The 20,575-nt window shown below is 72.7% G+C and carries 22 protein-coding genes; 7 read left to right on the forward strand and 15 right to left on the reverse strand.

Annotated elements, in window-relative coordinates; all coding sequences use genetic code 11:
* Positions 1 to 84: 84 nt before the first annotated feature.
* The 3 genes from ACIA8R_RS05335 to ACIA8R_RS05345 are packed head-to-tail and all read right to left on the reverse strand — an operon-like array spanning position 85 to position 2,223.
* A complete protein-coding gene (locus tag ACIA8R_RS05335) occupies positions 85 to 1,311 on the reverse strand; it encodes a ribonuclease D (RefSeq protein WP_364090000.1) in 1,227 nt (408 codons plus the stop codon).
* 45 nt (positions 1,312 to 1,356) lie between these two features.
* Complete coding sequence (locus ACIA8R_RS05340; RefSeq protein WP_357698075.1) at positions 1,357 to 1,953, reverse strand: DUF3000 domain-containing protein; 597 nt, start codon at positions 1,951 to 1,953, stop codon at positions 1,357 to 1,359.
* A 60-nt stretch (positions 1,954 to 2,013) separates the two neighbouring features.
* Positions 2,014 to 2,223, reverse strand: a complete 210-nt coding sequence (locus ACIA8R_RS05345; protein WP_357698077.1) for a hypothetical protein — start codon at positions 2,221 to 2,223, stop codon at positions 2,014 to 2,016.
* 400 nt (positions 2,224 to 2,623) lie between these two features.
* On the opposite strand from ACIA8R_RS05345, the gene hemE reads away from it, so the two are divergent.
* Positions 2,624 to 3,574 (forward strand): uroporphyrinogen decarboxylase, encoded by a 951-nt coding sequence (gene hemE / locus ACIA8R_RS05350; protein WP_364090306.1) that lies wholly within the window; start codon positions 2,624 to 2,626, stop codon positions 3,572 to 3,574.
* A gap of 3 nt (positions 3,575 to 3,577) precedes the next feature.
* Here the strand turns inward: hemE and ACIA8R_RS05355 are convergent, their stop codons facing one another.
* Entirely contained in the window at positions 3,578 to 4,549 is a 972-nt protein-coding gene (locus ACIA8R_RS05355; RefSeq protein WP_397036707.1) for a DUF4349 domain-containing protein, read from the reverse strand.
* Between the two features lie 108 nt (positions 4,550 to 4,657).
* Here ACIA8R_RS05355 and hemG point away from each other — a divergent pair, with 108 nt between their 5' ends.
* Both hemG and hemQ read left to right on the forward strand, forming a co-directional pair.
* Positions 4,658 to 6,061 carry a protoporphyrinogen oxidase gene (gene hemG, locus ACIA8R_RS05360; protein ID WP_364089993.1) on the forward strand — a complete coding sequence of 468 codons (1,404 nt, stop codon included), beginning with the start codon at positions 4,658 to 4,660 and terminating at the stop codon, positions 6,059 to 6,061.
* A 5-nt stretch (positions 6,062 to 6,066) separates the two neighbouring features.
* Positions 6,067 to 6,768, forward strand: a complete 702-nt coding sequence (hemQ, locus tag ACIA8R_RS05365; protein WP_364090303.1) for a hydrogen peroxide-dependent heme synthase — start codon at positions 6,067 to 6,069, stop codon at positions 6,766 to 6,768.
* Here hemQ and ACIA8R_RS05370 read toward each other — a convergent pair.
* From ACIA8R_RS05370 to ACIA8R_RS05385, 4 genes are read right to left on the reverse strand one after another with little or no spacing between them, the layout of a single operon-like run.
* Positions 6,765 to 7,898: an ABC transporter permease gene (locus tag ACIA8R_RS05370; protein WP_397036709.1), complete on the reverse strand. Its 1,134-nt coding sequence runs from the start codon at positions 7,896 to 7,898 to the stop codon at positions 6,765 to 6,767. The genes hemQ and ACIA8R_RS05370 overlap by 4 nt on opposite strands.
* Positions 7,895 to 9,040, reverse strand: a complete 1,146-nt coding sequence (locus ACIA8R_RS05375) for an ABC transporter permease (protein ID WP_397036711.1) — start codon at positions 9,038 to 9,040, stop codon at positions 7,895 to 7,897. The genes ACIA8R_RS05370 and ACIA8R_RS05375 overlap by 4 nt, the downstream gene beginning before the upstream one ends.
* A gap of 1 nt (position 9,041) precedes the next feature.
* The gene (locus ACIA8R_RS05380) at positions 9,042 to 9,221 is read right to left on the reverse strand and encodes a hypothetical protein (RefSeq protein ID WP_397036713.1); all 180 of its coding nucleotides are present in this window, start codon (positions 9,219 to 9,221) and stop codon (positions 9,042 to 9,044) included.
* A 1-nt stretch (position 9,222) separates the two neighbouring features.
* Positions 9,223 to 9,921 (reverse strand): ABC transporter ATP-binding protein, encoded by a 699-nt coding sequence (locus tag ACIA8R_RS05385; protein ID WP_397037321.1) that lies wholly within the window; start codon positions 9,919 to 9,921, stop codon positions 9,223 to 9,225.
* A gap of 194 nt (positions 9,922 to 10,115) precedes the next feature.
* Here ACIA8R_RS05385 and ACIA8R_RS05390 point away from each other — a divergent pair, with 194 nt between their 5' ends.
* Entirely contained in the window at positions 10,116 to 11,204 is a 1,089-nt protein-coding gene (locus tag ACIA8R_RS05390; RefSeq protein ID WP_397036715.1) for a hypothetical protein, read from the forward strand.
* Positions 11,205 to 11,375: 171 nt separating this feature from the next.
* On the opposite strand, the gene msrB is transcribed toward ACIA8R_RS05390, so the two are convergent.
* A complete protein-coding gene (msrB, locus tag ACIA8R_RS05395; protein ID WP_364089976.1) occupies positions 11,376 to 11,777 on the reverse strand; it encodes a peptide-methionine (R)-S-oxide reductase MsrB in 402 nt (133 codons plus the stop codon).
* Positions 11,778 to 12,099: 322 nt separating this feature from the next.
* Between msrB and ligD the strand changes: the two genes are divergently transcribed.
* Positions 12,100 to 13,107 (forward strand): non-homologous end-joining DNA ligase, encoded by a 1,008-nt coding sequence (gene ligD / locus ACIA8R_RS05400; protein ID WP_357698093.1) that lies wholly within the window; start codon positions 12,100 to 12,102, stop codon positions 13,105 to 13,107.
* Between the two features lie 101 nt (positions 13,108 to 13,208).
* On the opposite strand, the gene ACIA8R_RS05405 is transcribed toward ligD, so the two are convergent.
* Complete coding sequence (locus ACIA8R_RS05405; protein ID WP_357698095.1) at positions 13,209 to 13,511, reverse strand: hypothetical protein; 303 nt, start codon at positions 13,509 to 13,511, stop codon at positions 13,209 to 13,211.
* 298 nt (positions 13,512 to 13,809) lie between these two features.
* Here ACIA8R_RS05405 and ACIA8R_RS05410 point away from each other — a divergent pair, with 298 nt between their 5' ends.
* A complete protein-coding gene (locus ACIA8R_RS05410; RefSeq protein WP_357698097.1) occupies positions 13,810 to 14,379 on the forward strand; it encodes a hypothetical protein in 570 nt (189 codons plus the stop codon).
* A gap of 261 nt (positions 14,380 to 14,640) precedes the next feature.
* Here the strand turns inward: ACIA8R_RS05410 and ACIA8R_RS05415 are convergent, their stop codons facing one another.
* The 4 genes from ACIA8R_RS05415 to ACIA8R_RS05430 all read right to left on the reverse strand — a co-directional run bounded on the left by ACIA8R_RS05415 (position 14,641) and on the right by ACIA8R_RS05430 (position 17,541).
* Positions 14,641 to 15,453 (reverse strand): MBL fold metallo-hydrolase, encoded by an 813-nt coding sequence (locus tag ACIA8R_RS05415; RefSeq protein ID WP_397037323.1) that lies wholly within the window; start codon positions 15,451 to 15,453, stop codon positions 14,641 to 14,643.
* Positions 15,454 to 15,458: 5 nt separating this feature from the next.
* Positions 15,459 to 15,653, reverse strand: a complete 195-nt coding sequence (locus tag ACIA8R_RS05420; protein ID WP_352325673.1) for a hypothetical protein — start codon at positions 15,651 to 15,653, stop codon at positions 15,459 to 15,461.
* Positions 15,654 to 15,724: 71 nt separating this feature from the next.
* Positions 15,725 to 16,372 (reverse strand): response regulator transcription factor, encoded by a 648-nt coding sequence (locus tag ACIA8R_RS05425; protein WP_357698099.1) that lies wholly within the window; start codon positions 16,370 to 16,372, stop codon positions 15,725 to 15,727.
* Entirely contained in the window at positions 16,369 to 17,541 is a 1,173-nt protein-coding gene (locus ACIA8R_RS05430; protein WP_364089969.1) for a histidine kinase, read from the reverse strand. Before ACIA8R_RS05430 ends, ACIA8R_RS05425 begins: the two co-directional genes overlap by 4 nt.
* Positions 17,542 to 17,689: 148 nt before the next feature.
* Here ACIA8R_RS05430 and ACIA8R_RS05435 point away from each other — a divergent pair, with 148 nt between their 5' ends.
* Positions 17,690 to 18,226: a YceI family protein gene (locus tag ACIA8R_RS05435; protein ID WP_357698103.1), complete on the forward strand. Its 537-nt coding sequence runs from the start codon at positions 17,690 to 17,692 to the stop codon at positions 18,224 to 18,226.
* On the opposite strand, the gene ACIA8R_RS05440 is transcribed toward ACIA8R_RS05435, so the two are convergent.
* Positions 18,186 to 20,273, reverse strand: coding sequence for an acyl-CoA dehydrogenase (locus tag ACIA8R_RS05440; protein ID WP_397036719.1), 2,088 nt, complete (start codon positions 20,271 to 20,273; stop codon positions 18,186 to 18,188). The genes ACIA8R_RS05435 and ACIA8R_RS05440 overlap by 41 nt on opposite strands.
* Positions 20,274 to 20,575: the final 302 nt, after the last annotated feature.

A 20,575-nucleotide genomic window follows, 5' to 3' on the forward strand; every position in this document is an offset into this window, starting at 1 on the left:
CGGCCGTCCCCCTCGGAGCGTCAAGTGGGATGGCGACGACGGCGGGCGGAGGGGTGGACCCTCCGCCCGTACGCCGGCAGTGGGCTAGCTGTCGCCCCGGCCTTCGAGCCGGGCCAGCGCCTTGGCGATGGGATGGGCCGCGAGCGTGAGCTGCCACTCACGCGCCCCGAGCGCCCGCAGCCGCGCGGTCACGCTCTCGTCGGTGATCTCGGACGGGGGTTCCCAGGTGAGCCTGCGCACCGCGTCGGGCTGGAGCAGGTTCTCCGTGGGCATGTGGTGCTCCTCGGCCAGCGCGGCCACCACGGCGCGCGCCGCAGCGAGGCGTTTGGCCGCCGCAGGGTCGCGGTCGGCCCAGCGGTTGGGCGGCGGCGGCCCGTCACCCGGGGTGCTCGGCTGGGGGAGCTGGGCGTCGGGCAGCGCCCGTGCCCGGTTGACGGCGGCCAGCCAGTCGTTCATGTACCGGCGGGCGCTGCGGCCGGTGAAGGCCGAGATCTCCGTCAGCGCCTTCTTCGTGCGGGGGCCCTCAAGGGCCGCCGTGACGATCGCGGCGTCGGGCAGCACCCGGCCGGGAGCCAGGTCGCTCTCCCTGGCGATCGTGTCGCGCATGGTCCACAGCTCGCGCACGATGGCCAGCGCGCGCACGTTGCGCACCTTGTGGATGCCCGACGTACGCCGCCACGGGTCGGACCGCGGCACCGGCGGCGGGGTGTTGAGCACGGCCGCGAACTCCTCGCGCGCCCACTCCAGCTTCCCCGACTCCGTCAGCTCCTGGTGGAGCATGTCGCGCAGCTCGACCAGCACCTCGACGTCGAGGGCCGCGTAACGCAGCCAGTCTTCGGGCAGCGGCCTGGTGGACCAGTCGGCGGCCGAGTGGCCCTTCTCCAGCCGCAGCCCGAGCACGGTCTCGACCATGGTGCCGAGCCCGACGCGTTCGTAACCGAGCAGCCGGCCGGCCAGCTCGGTGTCGAAGATCTCGCGCGGCTTGAAGCCGACCTCCATCAGGCACGGCAGGTCCTGGGACGCGGCGTGCAGCACGACCTCGGTGCCGGTCAGCGCGGCGTCGAGCGCCGACAGGTCGGGGCAGCCGACCGGGTCGACCAGCGCGGTGCCCGCGCCGGCCCGGCGGAGCTGGACCAGGTAGGCCCGGTTGCCGTAGCGGTAGCCGGAGGCGCGCTCGGCGTCGACCGCCACGGGCCCGGTGCCCGCGGCGAAGGCGTCGACGACCCGCGCCAGCCCCTGCGCGTCGGCGATCACCGGCGGGATGCCTTCGCGGGGTTCGAGCAGGGGCTCGACGATGCGTTCTTCTGTCATGAGCTCACCGACCTCATGACGCTGGTGCTGTCTTGACTGGTGCCCTCACTTCGTACGGTCACTCTCCGGATCATCACGTCGGCGCGGCAGCGCGGCCACGTCGGGCGGGAGCGGCGGGATCCCCGCCGCCAGGCACATGAGGTCGCACCAGGCGGCGACGTGGCCGGTCAGATCCTCCTCGGCGGGCGACCAGGACGCACGCAGCTCGAGCTCGGTCGTGACCGGGTCTTCCGCCTTGTTGCCGAAGCCCTCGGACACGGCTCTAGTCACGGTACCGCCCGCGGCGGAGTAGTCGGCTTCGTGCGCCTCCAGGGCCTCGGTCAGCCAGCTCCACACGACCGGGCCGAGCAGCGGGTCGGAGGTGATCTCCGGCTCCATGTCGGCCCGGACGTAGGCCACCAGCCGGAACGGGCCCTCCCAGCCGCGCTGGCCGTCGGGGTCGTAGAGCAGGATCAGCCGGCCGACCGCGAGCTCGTCGTCGTCGCGGTAGACCGAGGCGCCGATGGCGGCCGAGTAGGGGGCCAGCCGCTGCGGCGCGGGCAGGTCCTCGAGCTCGATCTCCGGCCTGACCTCGCACAGCCGCAGGCTCTCCGCCGCGCGGGTGAACGCGGCGGGCGGCGGTGGCTGGTCACCGAGGGTCATAGCCGAAGCGTAGGTCGAGGACGGACGGAAGGGGACCACGGGGGTGCTCATCCTTGGTGATCAAGCCGCTGCCGTAACCAGCTGGCGGACCGGTCGGGTGGTCTCGGCCGGGCCGAGCAGGATCGCGTGGCCGCATTCGGCGCAGGCCCATTCCGGGCACTCGCCCGGCCCGTGCCCGTCGAAACAGGGCGGCTGTTCGAACAGCCGCTCGCCGGCACAGGCGGCACAGCGTTCGCTGCGACGCTCCGGGGAACTCCACAACGCGGTCATCGCACCAGTCATCGAACCGGGGCCTTTCTTCGGGTCGTGGCTCCGACGTTGGCACGAGCCGCTGACAATTCCCCGCAACGCGCTCGGCGTGTCCCGAAAGTGGTCGCTGAATCGATGCCGCGCGGTGCGTTGGTGAACATTTGGTCCAGTCGAGACCGGCTCTCTGGGCGGCCATGGGGTGTGTTCGACCCGTGTGCGACGCCGCTGCCGGGCAGACCGGTAAACCTTCATCTGGCTATCTGATCATGATTTTGGGTATCCAATGCATGTTTTTCCGACACCTCGCGCCGATGTCCCGGCCGATCGGGGGCCATGGCACCCTTGGAGGGTGAATCTCGCCGACTCAGCCTTCCTGCGCGCCTGCCGCAGGCAGCCCGTCCCGCACACCCCGGTCTGGTACATGAGGCAGGCCGGGCGTTCGCTGCCCGAATACCTGAAGGTCCGCGAGGGTGTGCCGATGCTCACCGCCTGCGCGACGCCCGACCTGATCGTCGAGATCACCATGCAGCCCGTGCGCCGCTACGGCGTCGACGCGGCCATTTTCTTCAGCGACATCGTCGTCCCGCTCAAGGCCATCGGCATCGACCTCGACATCAAGCCGGGCGTCGGCCCGGTCGTCGCCGACCCGATCCGCGACGCGCGCGGCGTGGCGGCCCTTCGGCCGCTGGAGCCCGGCGACGTGCCCTACGTGACGGAGGCCGTCTCGGCGCTGGTCGGCGAGCTGGCCGGCACCCCGCTGATCGGCTTCGCCGGCGCGCCCTTCACCCTCGGCTCCTACCTGATCGAGGGCGGTCCGTCGAAGAACCACGACCGCACCAAGGCCATGATGTACGGCGAGCCGGCCCTGTGGCACTCCCTGATGGAGCGCCTGACCGACATCGTCCTGGAGCACCTGCGCATCCAGATCGCGGCGGGCGCCTCGGCGATCCAGCTCTTCGACTCGTGGGTGGGCGCGGTGGCCCCGGCCGACTACCGCGAGTTCATCCTGCCCCACACCCGGCGCATCTTCGAGGGCGTCACGGGCGTGCCCCGCATCCACTTCGGCGTCGGCACCGGCGAGCTGCTCGGCGTGCTCGGCGAGGCCGGGGCCGACGTCGTGGGCGTCGACTGGCGGGTGCCGCTCGACGAGGCGGCCCGGCGCGTCGGGCCGGGCAAGGCGCTGCAGGGCAACCTCGACCCGGCGATCCTGCTCGCGCCGTGGGAGGTCGTGGAGCGCAAGGCCCGCGAGGTGCTGCGGCGTGGCGCGGCGGCCGAGGGTCATGTGTTCAACCTCGGCCACGGCGTGCTTCCCTCGACCGACCCCGACCAGCTCAAGCGCCTGACCGACCTGGTCCACGAAGCGAGCGCCTGACCGTCAGGCCGCCGACGGCCCAGGCTCGGCGGGCTCGGCCTCGGCGGGCTTCGGGGCGGCCGGAGGAGCGGGGCGGCGCGCGCGGTTGCGCCGCACCAGGAACACCGCCACGGCCACCAGCGGCACCATGACGACCAGCCACGGCAGCAGCGCGCCGAACACGGTCAGCGCCGTCTTGGTGAACGACACCAGCGCCTCCCAGCCGGCCTTCAGCCCGCCGAGGAAGCCCGCCGGCTCCTCGGCCGGGTCCTCGACCACGGCCACCGGCCCGACCAGCCGGAGCGTCAGCGTGGCCATCGCGACCTGGGTGGCCAGCTCCTTCTGCTGGGCCTGCAACGCCTCCAGGTCCGACTCGCGGGAGTTGATCTCCCGCTCCACCTGCAGCACCTGCCCGATGGTGTCGGCCTTCTTCAGCAGCGTGCGCAACGACGCCAGCGACTCCTGGGCCGACTTCAGCCGGCTTTCGACGTCGGCGACCTGGAGGGTGACGTCCTGGGTGCCCTGGTTCATCGAGAGCTGCTTGCCCAGCTCCCTGCCCAGCCTGCCGGTCACGTCGGCGTACCGGGTGGGCGGGATCTTGAACTCCAGCAGGGCCGAGTCCTCGGTGTCGCTGGCGGTGTTGGTCTCCTCCTTCGACAGGTAGCCGCCCGCCGCCGTGACGAGCTGCTTGGCCTGCTGCGCCGCCGAGGTGACCTGCTTGGCCCGTACCGTCATGCTGCCGGTGTAGATGACCTGCCGGTCCTGCTGCTGCTGGGCCAGTTTGACGCCGGAGACCGCGCTGTCGCCGCTCTGCCGCGCGACCCTCTTCTCAGGCGCCGCCTGATCCTGTGCCTCGGGCGCGGCGAGCGCCTGCGAAGACGCCTCCGACGCGCCGGCCGCAGCCACCATGGGCTCGCCGCCGCCGGCGGCGCCGCAGCCTGCGAGCAGCAGGGCGGCACAGGCCGAGAGCGCGATGCCTAACCGGATTCTCCTCATGCCCTCTATGACGGACGGTGGATCACCCCGGTTTGGCGACCTACGTCACGGTACGGTCACGTGCCCCGATCAGCTGGGCGGTCTGCCGAGGCGGTAGCGTCAGGAGACGTGGAAGGCAATCGGGCGCACGTCGTCGTCATCGGCGGTGGGATCTCCGGCCTGGCGGCCGCGTGGTTCCTCCGTCAGGGTACGAGCGAGCAGGTCAAGGTGACCGTGTTGGAGGGCAGCCCCCGCCTCGGCGGCAAGCTGCACGCCTCCGAGGTCGCGGGGGTGAGCGTCGACGCCGGGGCCGAGGCCATGCTGGCCCGGCGGCCGGAGGGCGTCGAGCTGGCCAAGGCCGTCGGGCTGGAGGACGATCTCGTCTTCCCGGGCACCGTGCGGTCGGCCGTCTACTCCAGGGGCGCGCTGCGGCAGATGCCGAAGGGGCACGTCATGGGCGTGCCCGCCGACCTGGCCGAGCTGGCGAAGTCGGGCATCGTCTCGCCCGGCGGCCTGCTGCGCGTGCCGCTCGACCAGATCCTGCCGCCCACGCTGGTGCGCACCGACGTGTCCGTGGCCTCCTACATCCGGGCCCGGATGGGCGGCGAGATCGTCGAGCGCCTGGTCGAGCCGCTGCTCGGCGGCGTCTACGCCGGCCGCTCCGACATGTTGTCGCTGGAGGCGACGATGCCGCAGGTCGCGGCCGTCGCCAGGGCCGAGCGCTCGCTGCTCAACGCCGCCCGGCACATCGTCGAGGAGGCGCCCAAGAACGGCGGGCCGGTCTTCACCACGCTGCGCCAGGGGCTGGGCGGGCTGCCCGAGGCGGTGGCCAAGGCGTCCGGGGCCGACGTCAGGACCGGCGTGACCGTGCGCGAGCTCCACCGCACCGAGCACGGCTGGCGGCTGGTCGCCGGGCCGGTGCCGCAGCCGGAGGTGATCGAGGCCGACGCGGTGATCCTGGCCACGCCGGGGCCCGCCGCCGCCCGCCTGCTCAAGGACGAGGTGCCCAAGGCCGCCGCCGAGCTGGCCCGCATCGAGTACGCCAGCATGGCCGTCGTCACCCTCGCCTACCCGATCGACGCGCTCGCGCAGCCGCCCGGCGGCAGCGGCTACCTGGTGCCGCCGGTCGAGGGCCGCCCGGTCAAGGCGGTCACGTTCAGCTCGGTCAAGTGGCCCCACCTGGCCCAAGATCTGCTGGTCGTGCGCTGCTCGGTCGGCAGGATCGGCGAGGAGCACCTGCTCCAGCGCGACGACGCCGAGCTGGTGTCGCTGGCCACGGCCGAGCTGGCCGACGTCGTGGGCGTGCGCGGCCTGCCGATCGACAGCCGGGTCACCCGCTGGGGCGGCGCGCTGCCGCAGTACAACGTGGGCCATCTCGACCGGGTGGCCCGGGTGCGCGCCGCGGTGTCGGGCGCCGCCGGGCTCGCCGTGTGCGGCGCGGCCTACGACGGCATCGGCGTCCCGGCCTGCGTCGCGACCGCCCGCACCGCCGCGGCCCGGATTCTGGACCACCTGTCGCGACAAGGAGAATGAAGGACATGACAGAGGGCGCGCCGCGGCTGAAGGCCCGCGATCTCAACCAGGTGATCCGTTACACCATGTGGTCGGTCTTCCAGGTGACCGAGCAGGTCCCGGGCAACCGGGAGAACATGGCCGACGAGGTCGAGGAGCTGCTCGGCCAGGCGGCCGGGAAGGACATCGTGACCAGGGGGGTCTACGACGTCGCCGGCTTCCGTGCCGACGCCGACTACATGTTCTGGTGGCACGCGCCCACGCCCGAGGACCTCCAGGACGTCTACTCCCGGTTCCGCCGCACCGGCCTCGGCCGGCACAGCAGGCCGGTCTGGTCGGCGATGGCGCTCCACCGGCCGGCCGAGTTCAACAAGTCCCACATCCCGGCCTTCCTCGCCGAGGAGGAGCCGCGGGCGTACGTGAGCGTCTACCCGTTCGTGCGCTCCTACGAGTGGTACCTGCTGGAGGACTCCGAGCGGCGGGCGATGCTGGCCGAGCACGGCCGGATGGCCCGCGACTACCCCGACGTGCGGGCCAACACCGTGGCCTGCTTCTCGCTCAACGACTACGAGTGGATGCTGGCGTTCGAGGCCGACGAGCTCCACCGCATCGTCGACCTGATGCGCACGCTGCGCGGCGCGGAGGCCCGCCGCCACACCCGCGTGGAGATCCCGTTCTTCACGGGCGCGCGCAAGCCGGTGCAGGAGCTCGTCGCGGCCCTGCCCTAGCGGGTCAGGGCGGCCCGCAGCCGCCACGACCCCAGGGCGAGCAACGCCGCCGCGAAGAGCGCGAGCACGCCGAGCTGCGGCAGGACGTCGGCCACCGTGCCGTCCCTGCGCAGCAGCTCGGCGAAGCCGTCCAGGGCCCAGGCGTGCGGCGTGAGGTGCGCGATCTGCCGCATCGGGCCGGTGAACTGGTCCAGCGGCACCATCGCGCCGCCGATCGCGGCCAGGCCCATCCCGGCCAGCACCCCCACGGACACCGCCTGCTGCGAGGTGCGCGCCACCGCGCCGAGCAACATCGCCGCGCCCCCTCCGACCAGCGAGAACGCCAGCAGCAGGGCCACCGCGCCGACCGGGTCGCCCCAGCGCACGCCGAACAGCAGCCCCGACCCGAGCATGATGACCAGCCCCTGCGCCAGCGCCACGCCGACGCGCCCGGCGGCCTCGCCGAGCAGGATCGCCCGGCTGCCGATCGGGGCGGCGTACATCCGCCGCGACACCCCGAGCCGCCTGGTCTCGATCAGCGCCGACGCGCCGGTCAGCGAGGTGAGGAAGACGAACAGCAGGAGCTGGGACGTGGCGGCGACGTCGAAGCCGGACACCTGCACCGGCCTGACCGGCCCGGTCGTGACCGACTCGACCGTGACGCCCGGCGCGCTGATGCGCCCGATCCTCGCGACGAGGTCGGGGAATGACCCCTCGCGGACGTACGCGGCGGCGCGGGCGGCCACGGTGGCCTGCGACACCACCGACCTGACGGTCGCGCCGAGTTGCAGCGCCGACGGCTCGTTCCTGGCCACGTACGGCAGCTCGACCGGGGTGAAGGCGGCCAGGGCGCGGTCGTAGCCGCCGGGGATGATCAGCGCGGCGGTGAGCGTGCCACGTTCGACGCCGTCGCGGGCCTCGGCCTCGCCGCCGACCCGTACCAGCTCCAGCTCCCCGGACCTGGCCAGCGCCGCGACCAGTTCGGCGGCCAGCGGGCCGTCCCCGGCGGCGACGCCGAGGCGCGGCCTGCCCGTCCCGCCGAACGAGAGCCCGAAGACCAGGATGAGGACGATCGGGAAGACGACGACGGAGAAGATGTTCGTCCGGTCGCGTACGAGCCTGACCAGGTTGACCCAGACGATGGCTGTCACAGGCGGAACATCCTCTCCGTCCCCGACAGTGCCAGTCCGAGCGTGACGACGGCGAAGCCGAGCAGCGCCAGCACCGGCACGAGCGGCACGACGGGCGCGTTCACGCCGTGCAGGTCGGCCAGGCCGCGCATGAACCAGCGGTGCGGCGTGACCAGGCTCAGCGTCGCCAGCGCGCCGCCGGTCTGCTGGATGGGGACGAGCACCCCGCCCAGCACGCCGAGCAGCATGGCGGCCACCGTCTCGGCGTTGCCCGCCTGCTCGGCCGTCCTGGCCACGGTCACGACCAGGGCCATCACCCCGTTGGCGGCCAGCACGCCGGCCACGATGAGCAGCCCGAGCCCGACCGGCGACCCCCAGTCCGCGCCGAGCAGCAGCGACGAGGCGGCCAGCAGCACGGTCATGCTGACGACGCCGACCACGACCCCGGTCAGCAGCTTTGCCAGCGCGATCGTGAGCCGGGGGACCGGCGCGGCGAGCAGGCGGGCGAGCGTGCCGTCGCGGCGTTCGTCCAGGATCGAGCTGAATCCGAACTGCACGGCGAAGAACAGGAAGAACACCGCGATCCCGGCCTGGAACCCCTCGGCCAGCGTGAGCTGCCGCCGGTCGGCCGTCAGATCGGCGACCGTGACCGGCGGGGGCACCGCCGCGGCCTGCTCCGGGGTTCCGCCGCCCTTGGCCGCCAGGGCCACCTGGACGTAGCGCACGTCGGAGGCGAAGGAGTCGGCGATCGACCGGGCCACGAACGCGCCGATGCGGTCGTCCACGTCGCCGATCACCCGGATGGTGGCCTTGTGTCGGGTCTGGACGGCCTGGCTGAAGCCCGTGGGGATGACGTAGGCCGCCTGCGCCTGGCCGCCGTCCACGATCGCCCGTGCCATGGTCTCGTCGTCGGCGCGGCGCAGCCTGATCACCCCGGCCTGCTCCAGCGGGCGCAGGACGCGGCCGGTGAACGTCGTCGCGATCGGCCCCCGGTCCAGGTCCGCGACCGCGAACGTGACCGGCTGCTGGGCGTCCACGTCCCGGAAGACCACGCTGAAGACGGCCGCCAGCCCGAACGGCACCACGAACGCCAGCAGCAGCAGCGACCGGTCCCTGAGCCGCTGGCGCAGGTCCTTACCCGCGATGAGGAGAATCGTGCGCACATCAGCCTCCCGGGTCCGGATCCGGTTCGAGCGGGAGTGTGCGGATGGGGGTCTCGATGGTCGGGTCCGGTTCGAGCGGGAGTGTGCGGATGGGGGTCTCGACGGTCGCGTCCGGATCGAGCGGGAGTGTGCGGATGGGGGTCTCGACGGTCGCGTCCGGATCGAGCGGGAGCGGGCGCATGTCAGTCCCGTAGGGCTTTGCCGGTGAGGTGCAGGAAGACCGACTCCAGGTCCGGCTCGGCGACCTCGACCGCCCGTACGGCCACGCCCGCGTCGGCGGCCGCGGCCAGGATGCGCGGCAGCGACCTCCGGGCGTCCTCCACCGTGAGCTCGACGCGTCCCTCGCGGCCGCCGGCCTCGCGCACCCCGGGCAGCGCCGCCAGCGCGGGCAGGGCCTGGGCGGCGTCGGCGGTCAGCGTGATGCGGTCCAGCTCGCCCACCAGGCCGACCAGCTCCCTGCGGGTGCCCTCGGCCCTGATCCGGCCCAGGTCGATGATGCCGATGCGGTCGCAGAGCCGTTCGGCCTCCTCCATGTAGTGCGTGGTGTAGAGCACCCCGACACCCTCGCCGGCCAGCGCCGCGACGCTCTCCAGGATGGCGTTGCGGCTCTGGGGGTCCACGCCGGCGGTGGGCTCGTCCAGGATGAGCAGGGGCGGCCGGTGCAGCAGGCCGACGCCGATGTTGAGCCGCCGCTTCATGCCGCCCGAGTAGTCCTTGACCCGGTCGTCGGCGCGCTCGGCCAGGCCGACGAGCTCCAGGACCTCGCCGACGCGGGTGCGGACGTCCCCTTTGCGCAGGCCGTGCAGCCGGGCGAAGAAGCGCAGGTTCTCGCGGGCGCTGAGGTCGGGGTAGAGCGCGAGGTCCTGCGGGACGTACCCGATGCGCTCCTTGCCCCAGGAGCTTCAGGATCTCGTCCTGGGCCACAGGAGCAGTGTCGTGCCGGACGGCCAGGAAGATCAAGACCAACTTGACGATCTCCCTGCATTGATCTATCCCCTTTGTCGCAATCGAGGATGAATTCCCTCGGGCGGCGTGACGTCGGTGGCACGGTCCACGAGGGGGCGAGGAGGGCGGGGTGGAGCAGTCCGCGGAAGGGCCGCGCCCCGGACGGCGCCGCGCGACGGGCCGCCACGCGGCGTTACGGGAATCGGGACGCGCCGACAGCCTGACCGGCGAACAACCGACTGACCCTCGACCGACCCGCGAGCGGGCGACCAGCGAGCGGGTGGAGGTGCAGGCGGGGCGTGGGCGGCATGGACGGCGACGGCGCGGGCGTACGGGGAAACGCGGCCTGACGGCGGGTGCGATCGCGCTGGCCGGCGGGGTCGCGCTGCTCCTCGGCCTGAACGGCGCGCTCGGCGGTACGGTGACCGCCCTGGGAGTCCAGGCCGGCGCGGAAGGCGACACGGCCCGGCAGGACCCGGCGGCCGACAGCCGCGTCCCGGCGAACCCCGGCCGGGCGCCGGCGAACGGCAAGGGCGCCGCGGACGCCCGCGAGCAGCAGAAGGGCGAGGCCCGGCCGAGCACATCGCCCACGGACTCCGGAGGCTCCGGCGCCCCTGCCCAGACCGGCACGGCCGATCCCGCCGGGAAGCCCGGCGCGGAGTCCGCCGCGAAGCCGGACGCCGTCCCGGGAAAGGCCGACACCGTCCAGGGGACGACCGACACCGGCGACGCCGAGGTGAGCGTCCCCGAAGCCGACGCCCCGGCCGGTCACAAAACCGACGACTCCGCTGGTCGCAAGGACGACTCCGCCGGTCGCAAGGACGACTCCGCCGGTCGCAAGGACGACTCCGCCGGCCGCAAGCGCGGCGACTCGGCGGGCTTCAAGGCGGACGGGCCGTCGCGGCACACCGACCGGGAGGCCGCCGAGTACTTCCGCGCCCGTTGGGGCCCCGGCGACAAGGCGATGAAACACCTCAAGGACATCCGCACCATAGGCGGATATCTACGCATCTACACGAACCTGCCGGACTCGGCCGACAACTCGCGCACGGCCATCACGCTGTGCAAACGCGGCCTGGAATTCCTGCGGGCGAACGGCGTGAAGCGTCCGATCGTCTTCGTGCAGGCGGAGTTCGGCGAGAACGGGAACCCCGTCCTCGCCAACATCCTGGGCCCGTCCGACCGCAGCTGCCGTGTCACCTACCCCCGGCCGAACTGACCCGTGGCCGGACTAGCGCACCCGGACCCGCGTCTTCGCGCACACTTCACACCGCTGGGTCATGACACGTCCGATCGTCTCAATCGTCATCCAGCGGTGGCGAAGATGGACCCGGCCCACGAAGAGGCCCCTACCCCCCGTGGGCGATCGGTACGCTCTGTCGGTGATCGATCACCCCTTGGGTTCGAGCCGCAATGAGAGCGAGTTGATGCAGTAACGATCGTCGGTCGGCGTCGCGTAGCCCTCGCCGTGGAAGACGTGACCGAGGTGGGAGTCGCAGCTCGCGCAGCGCACCTCCGTGCGCGTCATGCCGTGACTGCGGTCCTCGATCAGCCTCACCGCCTCCGACTCCGACGGCTCGAAGAAGCTCGGCCAGCCGCAGTGCGACTCGAACTTCGTGTCGGACCGGAACAGCTCCGCGCCGCAGGCGCGGCACGAGTACACGCCCTCGGTCTTGGTGTCGACGTACTCCCCCGTGAACGGGCGCTCGGTCCCGGCCTCCCTGAGCACGTGGAACTCCTCAGGAGAAAGCCTGGCCCGCCATTCGGCCTCGCTCTTGACCACCTTGTCCATGTGTCCAGACTACGAGATCCGGCAAAAAGAGATCTCCGCAGGGTGAAGCATCCTTTCTCGGCCGAATTCGCGTCTTTGTCGGTAAGGGGGTGTCATCGCCTCCTGCCAAGGGGTGAGATCGTCCGCGGCTCGCCGTAGCGGCACAGCCCACGCCCGTGCTGGCGCCGCCGGCGACCGGAGATGGCCGGCCGGGTGGCGCGCCAGCGCCCGGAACGGCGAAGGATGATCTTAGGTCCGTCCCGTCGAGCCCCGGTCCCGCCACCGACGCGGCTCCGGGACGGGCCCACCTCTTTTGTCGGGGCGGGGGAGTAGGTTCGGTGGCATGGCATCGCCGTTCATAGAGCTCGAGGTGGGGGAGCGGACCGTCAAGGTCACCAATCCCGACAAGGTCTACTTCCCGGAGATCGGGGCGACAAAGCGGGAGCTGGTCGAATATTACGTAAGCGTCGGCGAGGGTGCCCTGCGCGCGCTCCGAGACCGGCCGACCAACATCAAGCGCCATCCCGACGGCGTCCAGACCGAGGCCATCTACCAGAAGCGCATGCCGCCCAGGCACCCCGAGTGGCTGCAGTCGGTCACGGTCACCTTCCCCAGCGGCCGCACCGCCGACTCGCTCCGGGTGACCGAGGTCGCCGCGATCGCCTACTGCGCCAACCTGGGCACGATCGACTTCCACCCCTGGCAGGTGCGGGCCGCCGACGTCGAGCACCCCGACGAGCTGCGCATCGACCTCGACCCGCAGCCTGGCCTGGAGTTCGACGCGGCGCGCCGGGCCGCCGAGCGCACCCGCGAGGTGCTCGACGAGCTGGGCATGACGGGCTTCGTCAAGACCTCGGGCAACCGCGGCGTGCACATCGCGGTGCGCATCGAGCCCCGCTGGGACTTCGTCCAGGTGCGGCATGCCGGCATCGCCCTGGCCAGGGCGGTCGAGGCGCGCGACCCGAGCCTGGTGACCACCGCCTGGTGGAAGGAGGAGCGCGGCGACCGCGTGTTCGTCGACTTCAACCAGAACGCCAGAGACCGCACGGTCGCCAGCGCCTACTCCGTCCGGGCCCGCCCGCACGCCCCCGTCTCGACCCCGCTGACCTGGGACGAGCTGGCCGACGCCGATCCGCGCGACTTCGACATCCGCACCGTCCCGGCCCGCTTCGCCAAGCTGGGCGACGTGCACGCGGCCATCGACGACCAGGCGTACTCGATCGAGCCCCTGCTGGAGATGTACGCCGCCGACGATCGCGGCGACCTGCCCTACCCGCCCAACTACCCGAAGATGCCGGGCGAGCCCAAGCGCGTCCAACCCAGCAAGGCCAGACCCGACACAGGGGAGTGACCCGCGGCCGGCCCCTGTCGCCGAGGCAGGGTCCTGTCGCCAAGGGGGTGACGGCGAAAAGCCGGCCCCGTCGCGGAGGCCGGCCTTTTCGCGGGAGCCGGTCAGCAGGTGTCGGCTCCGTCGAAGGTGCGCACGCCGCGCGGCACGCGCGAGTAGATGGTCTCGCCGGGGTCGACGGTCTGGCACGCGCCGTCGGTCCCGTGCGCCCAGATGATCTTCAGCCTGAGCCGGCCCTCGCAGTCGTTGCGGGCGTAGCCGGTCTTGGTGATGGTGCCGGTGCTCTGCCAGACGGTCACGCACGACGGCGCGTTACCGGCCGGCGCGGCGGCCCAGGCCGGCAACGTGCTGAAGGTGCAGCACGCGACGGCGAGGGTGGTGAGGGCTGCTCGGGTGGCTGGGCGCATATGCGATGTCCTTCCGTTCCAGCCTCGGCCAGGCGGCTGCCTGGGCAGGGGGCGAGGTGGAGACATAAGCGAACATCTCAGACTGGTAACGGCGGTGGCGATCGTGTCAGGGCACAGGATGAGAGCCGCAGGTCTGGGCGTGTCGCGTGTAACACCGCGACGGCGTTCCCGAAAATATGGTCGAGTCCCCACAAAGACCTGCGCGCCTTCCGCATGACGAAACGCTGCGAACGGCATGACGGCAGATGTCATGCGCCTCCGGCCGAACTTGTCAGGCGTTTCCCGCATCGAAACGGTCATGAACTCAAGCGCCACGCACAAGAACAGCCCGACGGCCCGCCGGCTCCTCGTCTGGGCGTCGACCGTCGCCCTGTCGGCCTCACTGGCGCCGATCCTCGCCACGGGCGCCGCCTCCGCCGCGACGGGCCGGGCGACGGACCCCTTCCGGGGCGTCGACTGGGCGCCCGTCGTGGAGCGGGCCCTCCACTGCCCCAAGCCGGGGCCGAAGGACAAGTGGTACGTCGTCCGCGCCCGCGTCGCCGCCGTCGGCGACCTCACGCGTGACGGACGGCCCGAGGCCGTCGTGGTCTCGTCCTGCCCGAGCCCCACGGCGGGCAACCCGATGATCGCCTTCGTCTACGACGGCGCCTCCAAGCGCTCGGCCCCGCGGCTGATCGGCGAGCTGGGCAAGAACCGCTACTTCAAGACCCAGAGCGTCACCATCCAGCAGGGCCAGGTGCGCCTGAGCGGCAAGGTGCTCAGCGACCGGGCTCCCCGATGCTGCCCCGACCTGCTCGTCCGCCAGACCTACAAGTGGACCGGCAAGGCGTTCCAGCGGACGTCCGAGAAGCTGACCCGCATCTCCTGACGTGCGGCCCGCGCCGGGCGTGAGAGCCGCACGGCCGGACCCGGCGCCTGGGACGGGACCCGACGGCCCGGCCGTGCGGCGGCACAAGAGGTGCGGCCGAGAAACGAAGGTAACGCGCACATCTCCCGCTGAGGGAGGAATCGGATATCTGATTTCCGCTCGCGGTAGAGGATTCTCCCCTCAGGTAGAAGAAATCTCATCCTGGGTGGAATCGCCGAAGCACCCGTCCAGGACGAGCCGGGACGGGTGCGGAACGTCGGTTCAGCGGCGCACGAGATGATGTGGCGCCAGCTCGCGGGTCTCGCCGCGTTCCAGGTAGACCACGCGGTCGGCCAGGCCCACCTGCTCGATGTGGTGCCGGAAGTCGTCCAGCGGCGAGCTGAAGACGCCGTAGTCGTCGAAGTGCACCGGCACCACCGTGTGCGGGTTGATCAGGTCGACCCAGGTCGCGCCCTGCTCGCCGTCCATGGTGACGAGCAGCGTGCCGAACAGGCGGGTGCCGCCCAGGTGCACGAGGGCCAGGTCGACGTCGGGGAAGCGGCGCGGGATCGCCTCCAGGCGGCGGTCGAGCAGCGTGTCGCCGCTGATGTGCAGGCGCAGCTCCACCAGGCCCTCGGGGCCGCGGAACTCCAGCATCGTCCCGATCACCGGCGGCAGCAGCGCCTCCGCCGGGCCGGGCGCGTGCCTGGCGGGCAGGGCGGTGACGGTCACGCTGCCCTGCGGGCCGTTCAGCTCGTGCTGCTCCCACACCTCCAGGCCCGTGCTGCGGCCGAAGCCGCGGCGGCGCAACGTGCGCGCCGCCTGCCGGGTGGTGATGATCTGAGTGTCCTTGTCCAGCCCCTTCTCGGTCACCCGGTCCCAGTGGTCCCCGTGCAGGTGCGACAGCACCACCGCGTCGACGGGCGGCAGGTCCGACACGTCGATGGCCGGGTCCTTCAGCCGCCGCGAGCTCAGGCCGTAGCCCAGGTAGGCCCGCTGGCCGCGGTGCAGGAAGTTGGGATCCGTCAGCAGCGTGAAGCCGTTGTAGCGGATCAGCGTGGTCGCGTTGCCGATGAACTGCAGGCTGCCCTTCATCGTGCTCACCCCGGATACGGCGGGTGCTGGCCCGGGGGCACGCCGCCGCCCTTGCCGCCGCCCTTGTGTCCCTTGTCGCTGCCGTGCGGCCGCCCGGCCCGCTTGCCGCCGCTCTTGGACTCCGGCACGGCGTCGGTGGATTTGGAGTTCGCGCCGGACTTACCCGACCGGCGAAGTTCGGGCTGTTGCGGATTACTCATGGCTTTTGTCCCCCTTTGCGGCTTATCACCTACCTCGCACCTCCGCCGCCAAACCCTCCGCCCGCCGACGGCTACCGGGTCAGGCCCGCGTCGTGCGCGATCAGGCCCGCCTGGGTGCGGTTGAGGCAGCCCAGCTTGTCCAGCAGCCGGGACACGTACCCCTTGACGGTGGGTTCGGCCAGGTGCAGGCGGGCGCCGATCTGCGCGTTCGACAGCCCTTCGCCGAGGCACGCCAGCACCTCGCGCTCGCGTCCGGTCAGCGACTCCACCAGCTCGCGGGCGCGGGCGCGCGCCGGGTCCGCCGCCGTCGAGGCCGCCACCAGCCTCCGGGCGGCGACCGGCGACAGCACGGTGTGCCCCTCGGCGGCCACCCGGACGAGCCCGATCAGGTCCTCCGGAGGCGTCGACTTGACCAGGAAGCCGCAGGCGCCCGCGCGCAGGGCGCGCAGCACGTACTCGTCGGCGTCGAACGTCGTCAGCACCACGACGACCGGCGGACGGGGCAGCTCGCCCAGGCGTTCGATGGCGGTGAGCCCGTCCAGGCCGGGCATGCGCAGGTCCATGAGCACGACGTCCGGACGGCTGCGCACGACCGCCTCGATACCGGCGGCGCCGTCGTGGGCCTCGTCCACGACCTCGATGTCGGGCGCCGAGCCGAGGATGGTGCGCAGGAAGCGGCAGACCATCGGCTCGTCGTCCACGACCACGACCCTGATCATGTGGCCACGTACGCGGGGAGGACGGCCTCGACGCTGAACCCGCCGTCGTCGGCGGGCCCGGCGCGCAGTGTGCCGTGCACGACCTCGACCCGCCGCCGCAGGTTGGCGATGCCGAGGCCGGAGCCGGTCCCGGCCAGTGGGCCGCCGGGCAGGCCGGTCGGCGGGGTGTTGCGCACGGTGAGCCGCACCTGGGCCTGGCCGTACTCGATGCGCACCTCCACCCGCGCGCCCGGCGCGTGCTTGCGCACGTTCGTCAGCGCCTCGCGCACGATCCGGTACGCCGTGCGCCCCACCACCGGCGAGGCCAGCGCCCGGTCGCCCTCCTCGACCAGCTCGGCCGGGGTGCCCACGGAGGCGGACTCGGCGACCAGCGCGGCGAAGTCGGCCGCAGACGGCGGCGCGTCCGGCTCCGGCGCGGTGCGCAGGAGGCCGATCACGTCCCGCAGCTCGTCGAGCGCCTGGCAGCCCGCGGCCCGCAGCTCCTCGGCGGCCTGCCGGGTCTGCTCGTCGCCCGCGGTCACCCGCAGCGCGCCGGCCTGCAACACCATGAGGCTCACCCGGTGGGTGACGACGTCGTGCATCTCGGCGGCCAGCCGGGCGCGCTCCTCGGCGCGGGCCTGCTCGGCCAGCAGGTGCCGCTCGCGTTCGGCCCGTTCGGCGCGCTCGGTCAGCATCCGGATCACCCGCCGCCGTCCGTCGAGGTAGAGCGCGAGCAGCGGCCCGACGGCCGTGCGCAGCACCCCGTTGACGAGGACGCCCACCGACGGCTCCCACACCCGCGCGATCACCAGCGTGTACACGGCCAGCGCGGCGAGGGCGACCCGCCGGTCCCGGCGGTAGACCGGCCCGTACGCCGCCGCGATGGTCGCGAACGGCGCCCACACGTTCCCCGGTCCGGCCGGGACCAGCACCCCGCCCGGCGAGATCAGCAACGTCAGCACCAGCGTGAACGTCCCCAGGACGGCCAGGACCGTGAGCGGCGCCCGGCGGCGGGCCACCAGCGACAGGCAGACGGCCGCCTGGACCGCCAGCAGCCCCCAGGCGAGCGGGCCCGGACGCTCGGGCCACCACGTGAGGCCGAGCAGCGTCGAGCCGGTGTCGAGCAGCGCGAAGCCGACCGCGATGACCACGTCCAGCACGAGGGAACGGCGACACGCCCCTGCACTCATGCCGCAAACGCTATGACATCCCTGTATGCCGTAGATATCGGGCAAGTCGGAATCCATACGAAAGTCGCACGCGCTCCCTCCGAACGTCGCCCCCACGACCGACGGCCCGCCCTGCCGGACGGCCGTCCCGCCGCCGTGCAATGGACCCATGACGAACCTTCCCCCGCTGGGCCGCTACGAGATCGACGTCGAGAACTCCGCGATCCGCTTCACCACCAGGCACCTGTACGGCCTCGGCCGCGCCCGCGGCACGTTCGACGTCAAGGGCGGCACCGTGGACGTGGCCGAGCCGCTCGCCGACTCCCGCGTCCGCGTGGAGATCGACGCCGCCGGCTTCCACACCGGCAACCACCGGCGCGACGAGACCGTCCGCTCGGCCCGCTTCCTCGACGTCGCCCGCAACCCGGTCATCACCTTCACCGGCGGCCACACCGACGGCGAGACGCTGACCGGCACGCTCACCGTCGCCGGCGTCGAACAGCCGCTCACCCTCACCGTCGAACGCTGCGACGTGACCCCGAACGGCTTCACCGTCGTCGTCGCCGCCCGCGTGGACCGCACCGCCTTCGGGGTGACCGCCATGCCCGGGCTCGCCGCGCGTCACCTGACGATGTCGGCCGAGGTCAGATGCGTGCGGGCGGGCGTCAAGGATCGCGGGGAAGACCGAGCGCGCGCTCGGCGATGATGTTGAGCTGCACCTCGGTGGTGCCGCCGCCGATGGTGAAGGCCCGGGTGGCCAGGATCATGCGGTTCCAGTGACGGTCGGACGGAACCAGCGACCAGCAGAACTCCGAGATCGCCTGCGCGTGCCGCATGCCGAGCAGCTTGCGCACGCTGGAGGCGGGCCCGGGGTCGGCGCCGGCCAGCCTGGACAGCGTCACGCGCAGCCCGAGCACCGAGATCGCCTGCCCCTCGGCCCACAGGCGGCCCGCCTGCTCGCGTCGCGACTGCCGCAGCGGCGGCAGGCCGCCGATCAGCCGGATCATGTCGGTGTGCTGAGAGCCGGGTCCCCAGGAGTCGCCGAGCGCGACCCGTTCGTGGGAGAGCGTGTCGCGGGCCACCCGCCAGCCGCCGTCCACCTCGCCGACCACCAGGTCGTCCGGGACGAAGACGTCGTCGAGGAAGACCTCGTTGAAGATCTCGTCCCCGTTGATCTCCTTGAGCGGCCTGACGGTGACGCCGGGGGCGGACATGTCCACCAGGAAGTACGTGATCCCCTCGTGCTTGGGCCTGTCGGGTGAGGTGCGGGCCAGGCAGATGCCCCAGTGGGCGTGCTGGGCGAGGGACGTCCAGATCTTCCGGCCGTTCAGCGACCAGCCGCCCTCCACGCGGGTGGCCCTGGTCGACAGGCCGGCCAGGTCGGACCCGGCGCCCGGCTCGCTGAACAGCTGGCACCACACGAGCTCGCCGGTGAACGTCCTCGGCAGGAAACGTTCCTGCTGCTCGCGGGTGCCGTACGTGACGATGGACGGGACCGCCCAGGCGGCGATCCCCAGGTTGGGGCGTTTGAGGTCGCGGAACTCCTCGTGGATGATCACCTGTTCCAGCGGCGTGGCCGCGCGCCCCCACGGCCTGGGCAGATACGGCATGATCCAGCCCTCGCGGGCGAACCGGCCCAGCCGGGCGAGCGGCTCCTCGCGCCGCAGCGACCCGGCCTCCGCCTTGATCGTCTCCCTGAGGGGGGCGGACTCCTCGGGCAGGTCGGGCTCCATCGCCCGGCGGACGCCCGCGAGGGCCAGCTCGGCGACCTGCTCGGCCCACGGTCCCGGGTCCCCGGCGAGCATGCGGCCGGACAGGGCGCGGCGATAGTGGCGGTGGGCGTCGTGCTCGAAGGTGTAGCCGATGCCGCCGAGCACCTGGATGGCGTCGGCCGCGCAGCGCACCGCCGCGTCGGGCCCCAGCACGGCCGCCACCCCGACGGCCAGCCTCACCTCGCCGCCGAGCACACGCGGTCCGTCCTCGCGCGGTCCGTCCGGGTGGGGGCTGTCCGAACGGGGGTGGTCGAGGGCGCGGGCGGCGTCCCAGACGGCGGCGCGGGCCTGCTCAAGGGCCACCAGGGCGGCGGCCACCCGGTGCTTGACGCCCTGGAACTGGCCGATCGGGCGGCCGAACTGCTCGCGCACCTTGGCGTGGGCGGCGGCCGTGCCGACCGCCCAGGCGGCGGTGCCGCACGCGTCGGCGCCGAGCAGCACCGCGGCCAGCTCCCGCACCGGCACCGGGCCGAGCACCCGCTCCGGCGGGATGGCGCGGACCAGGCGGTCCGTCGGCACCCCGCGGGCCGTGACCGTGCAGAGGTCCCGGTCCAGATCGACGCCCTCGGCGGGTTCGGCGGTCACGTCCGCACGGTCCAGCAGCGCCCACCCGTCGCCGTGCGGCACGAGGAACAGGTCGGCCCCGGCCGCCCCGAGGGCGACCGGCCCGAGGACGACGGCCGCCGTCAGCGACCCGTCGGCCAGCCCGCGCAGCAGGCCGGGCGCGGGGGCCCGGGACCGGGCGAGCGCCGCCGAGGCCAGCACGACCGGCAGGTACGGCCCCGCCACCCGCAACTCGCCCAGCACCTCCACGGCCACGCACAGCTCCACCAGCCCGTACCCCTGCCCGCCGTGCTCCTCCGGCAGGTGCAGCCCCAGCAGCCCCTGCCCGGCCAGCGCCCGGTGCTCGACGGTACGCCCCGCCAGCCCCCGTACGGAGGCCGCCAGCGCCCGGTGTTCCTCGGTCAGCCCGATCCCCATGGACGCACACTAGAACGATATTCGGTCGATCTCCAGCGCCCCGGAAAACCGTTGGCGCGCGACCGCCGGGGATGGTTACCCTCGCAACTGTCCCGTTCGGCGCGATTTCTGGAGGTGGGTTGATGCCCGGCACCGCGCCCAGCGCGCCTCTCCGTGCCACGGGTGTGCCCCGCCTTCCCTGAGAGCCAGAGGACCGGCTTCCGAAAGGGTCAAGGCCTCAGAAGGACCGGACCACCTGTCGCACCAGCGTGCCTGTGAGGCCCGCTCGGCGCTCCCTTGCTGCCTTTTCTCGTACCAAGATC

This window comes from Nonomuraea sp. NPDC051191, from assembly GCF_044455665.1.
In the GTDB taxonomy this organism is placed as follows: Bacteria; Actinomycetota; Actinomycetes; order Streptosporangiales; family Streptosporangiaceae; genus Nonomuraea.

Excerpts from the sequence above, each read along its gene's own strand:
- ACIA8R_RS05430 (WP_364089969.1), bottom strand. The coding sequence starts at position 17,541 with ATGAGTGCAGGGGCGTGTCGCCGTTCCCTCGTGCTGGACGTGGTCATC.
- ACIA8R_RS05440 (WP_397036719.1), bottom strand. The coding sequence starts at position 20,273 with ATGGGGATCGGGCTGACCGAGGAACACCGGGCGCTGGCGGCCTCCGTA.
- ACIA8R_RS05425 (WP_357698099.1), bottom strand. The coding sequence starts at position 16,372 with ATGATCAGGGTCGTGGTCGTGGACGACGAGCCGATGGTCTGCCGCTTC.
- ACIA8R_RS05355 (WP_397036707.1), bottom strand. The coding sequence starts at position 4,549 with ATGAGGAGAATCCGGTTAGGCATCGCGCTCTCGGCCTGTGCCGCCCTG.
- ACIA8R_RS05420 (WP_352325673.1), bottom strand. The coding sequence starts at position 15,653 with ATGAGTAATCCGCAACAGCCCGAACTTCGCCGGTCGGGTAAGTCCGGC.
- hemE (WP_364090306.1), top strand. The coding sequence starts at position 2,624 with ATGAGGCAGGCCGGGCGTTCGCTGCCCGAATACCTGAAGGTCCGCGAG.
- hemQ (WP_364090303.1), top strand. The coding sequence starts at position 6,067 with ATGACAGAGGGCGCGCCGCGGCTGAAGGCCCGCGATCTCAACCAGGTG.
- ACIA8R_RS05380 (WP_397036713.1), bottom strand. The coding sequence starts at position 9,221 with ATGCGCCCGCTCCCGCTCGATCCGGACGCGACCGTCGAGACCCCCATC.
- ACIA8R_RS05345 (WP_357698077.1), bottom strand. The coding sequence starts at position 2,223 with ATGACCGCGTTGTGGAGTTCCCCGGAGCGTCGCAGCGAACGCTGTGCC.
- ACIA8R_RS05415 (WP_397037323.1), bottom strand. The coding sequence starts at position 15,453 with ATGAAGGGCAGCCTGCAGTTCATCGGCAACGCGACCACGCTGATCCGC.
- ACIA8R_RS05335 (WP_364090000.1), bottom strand. The coding sequence starts at position 1,311 with ATGACAGAAGAACGCATCGTCGAGCCCCTGCTCGAACCCCGCGAAGGC.
- ACIA8R_RS05405 (WP_357698095.1), bottom strand. The coding sequence starts at position 13,511 with ATGCGCCCAGCCACCCGAGCAGCCCTCACCACCCTCGCCGTCGCGTGC.
- ligD (WP_357698093.1), top strand. The coding sequence starts at position 12,100 with ATGGCATCGCCGTTCATAGAGCTCGAGGTGGGGGAGCGGACCGTCAAG.
- ACIA8R_RS05340 (WP_357698075.1), bottom strand. The coding sequence starts at position 1,953 with ATGACCCTCGGTGACCAGCCACCGCCGCCCGCCGCGTTCACCCGCGCG.
- ACIA8R_RS05435 (WP_357698103.1), top strand. The coding sequence starts at position 17,690 with ATGACGAACCTTCCCCCGCTGGGCCGCTACGAGATCGACGTCGAGAAC.
- msrB (WP_364089976.1), bottom strand. The coding sequence starts at position 11,777 with ATGGACAAGGTGGTCAAGAGCGAGGCCGAATGGCGGGCCAGGCTTTCT.
- ACIA8R_RS05410 (WP_357698097.1), top strand. The coding sequence starts at position 13,810 with ATGAACTCAAGCGCCACGCACAAGAACAGCCCGACGGCCCGCCGGCTC.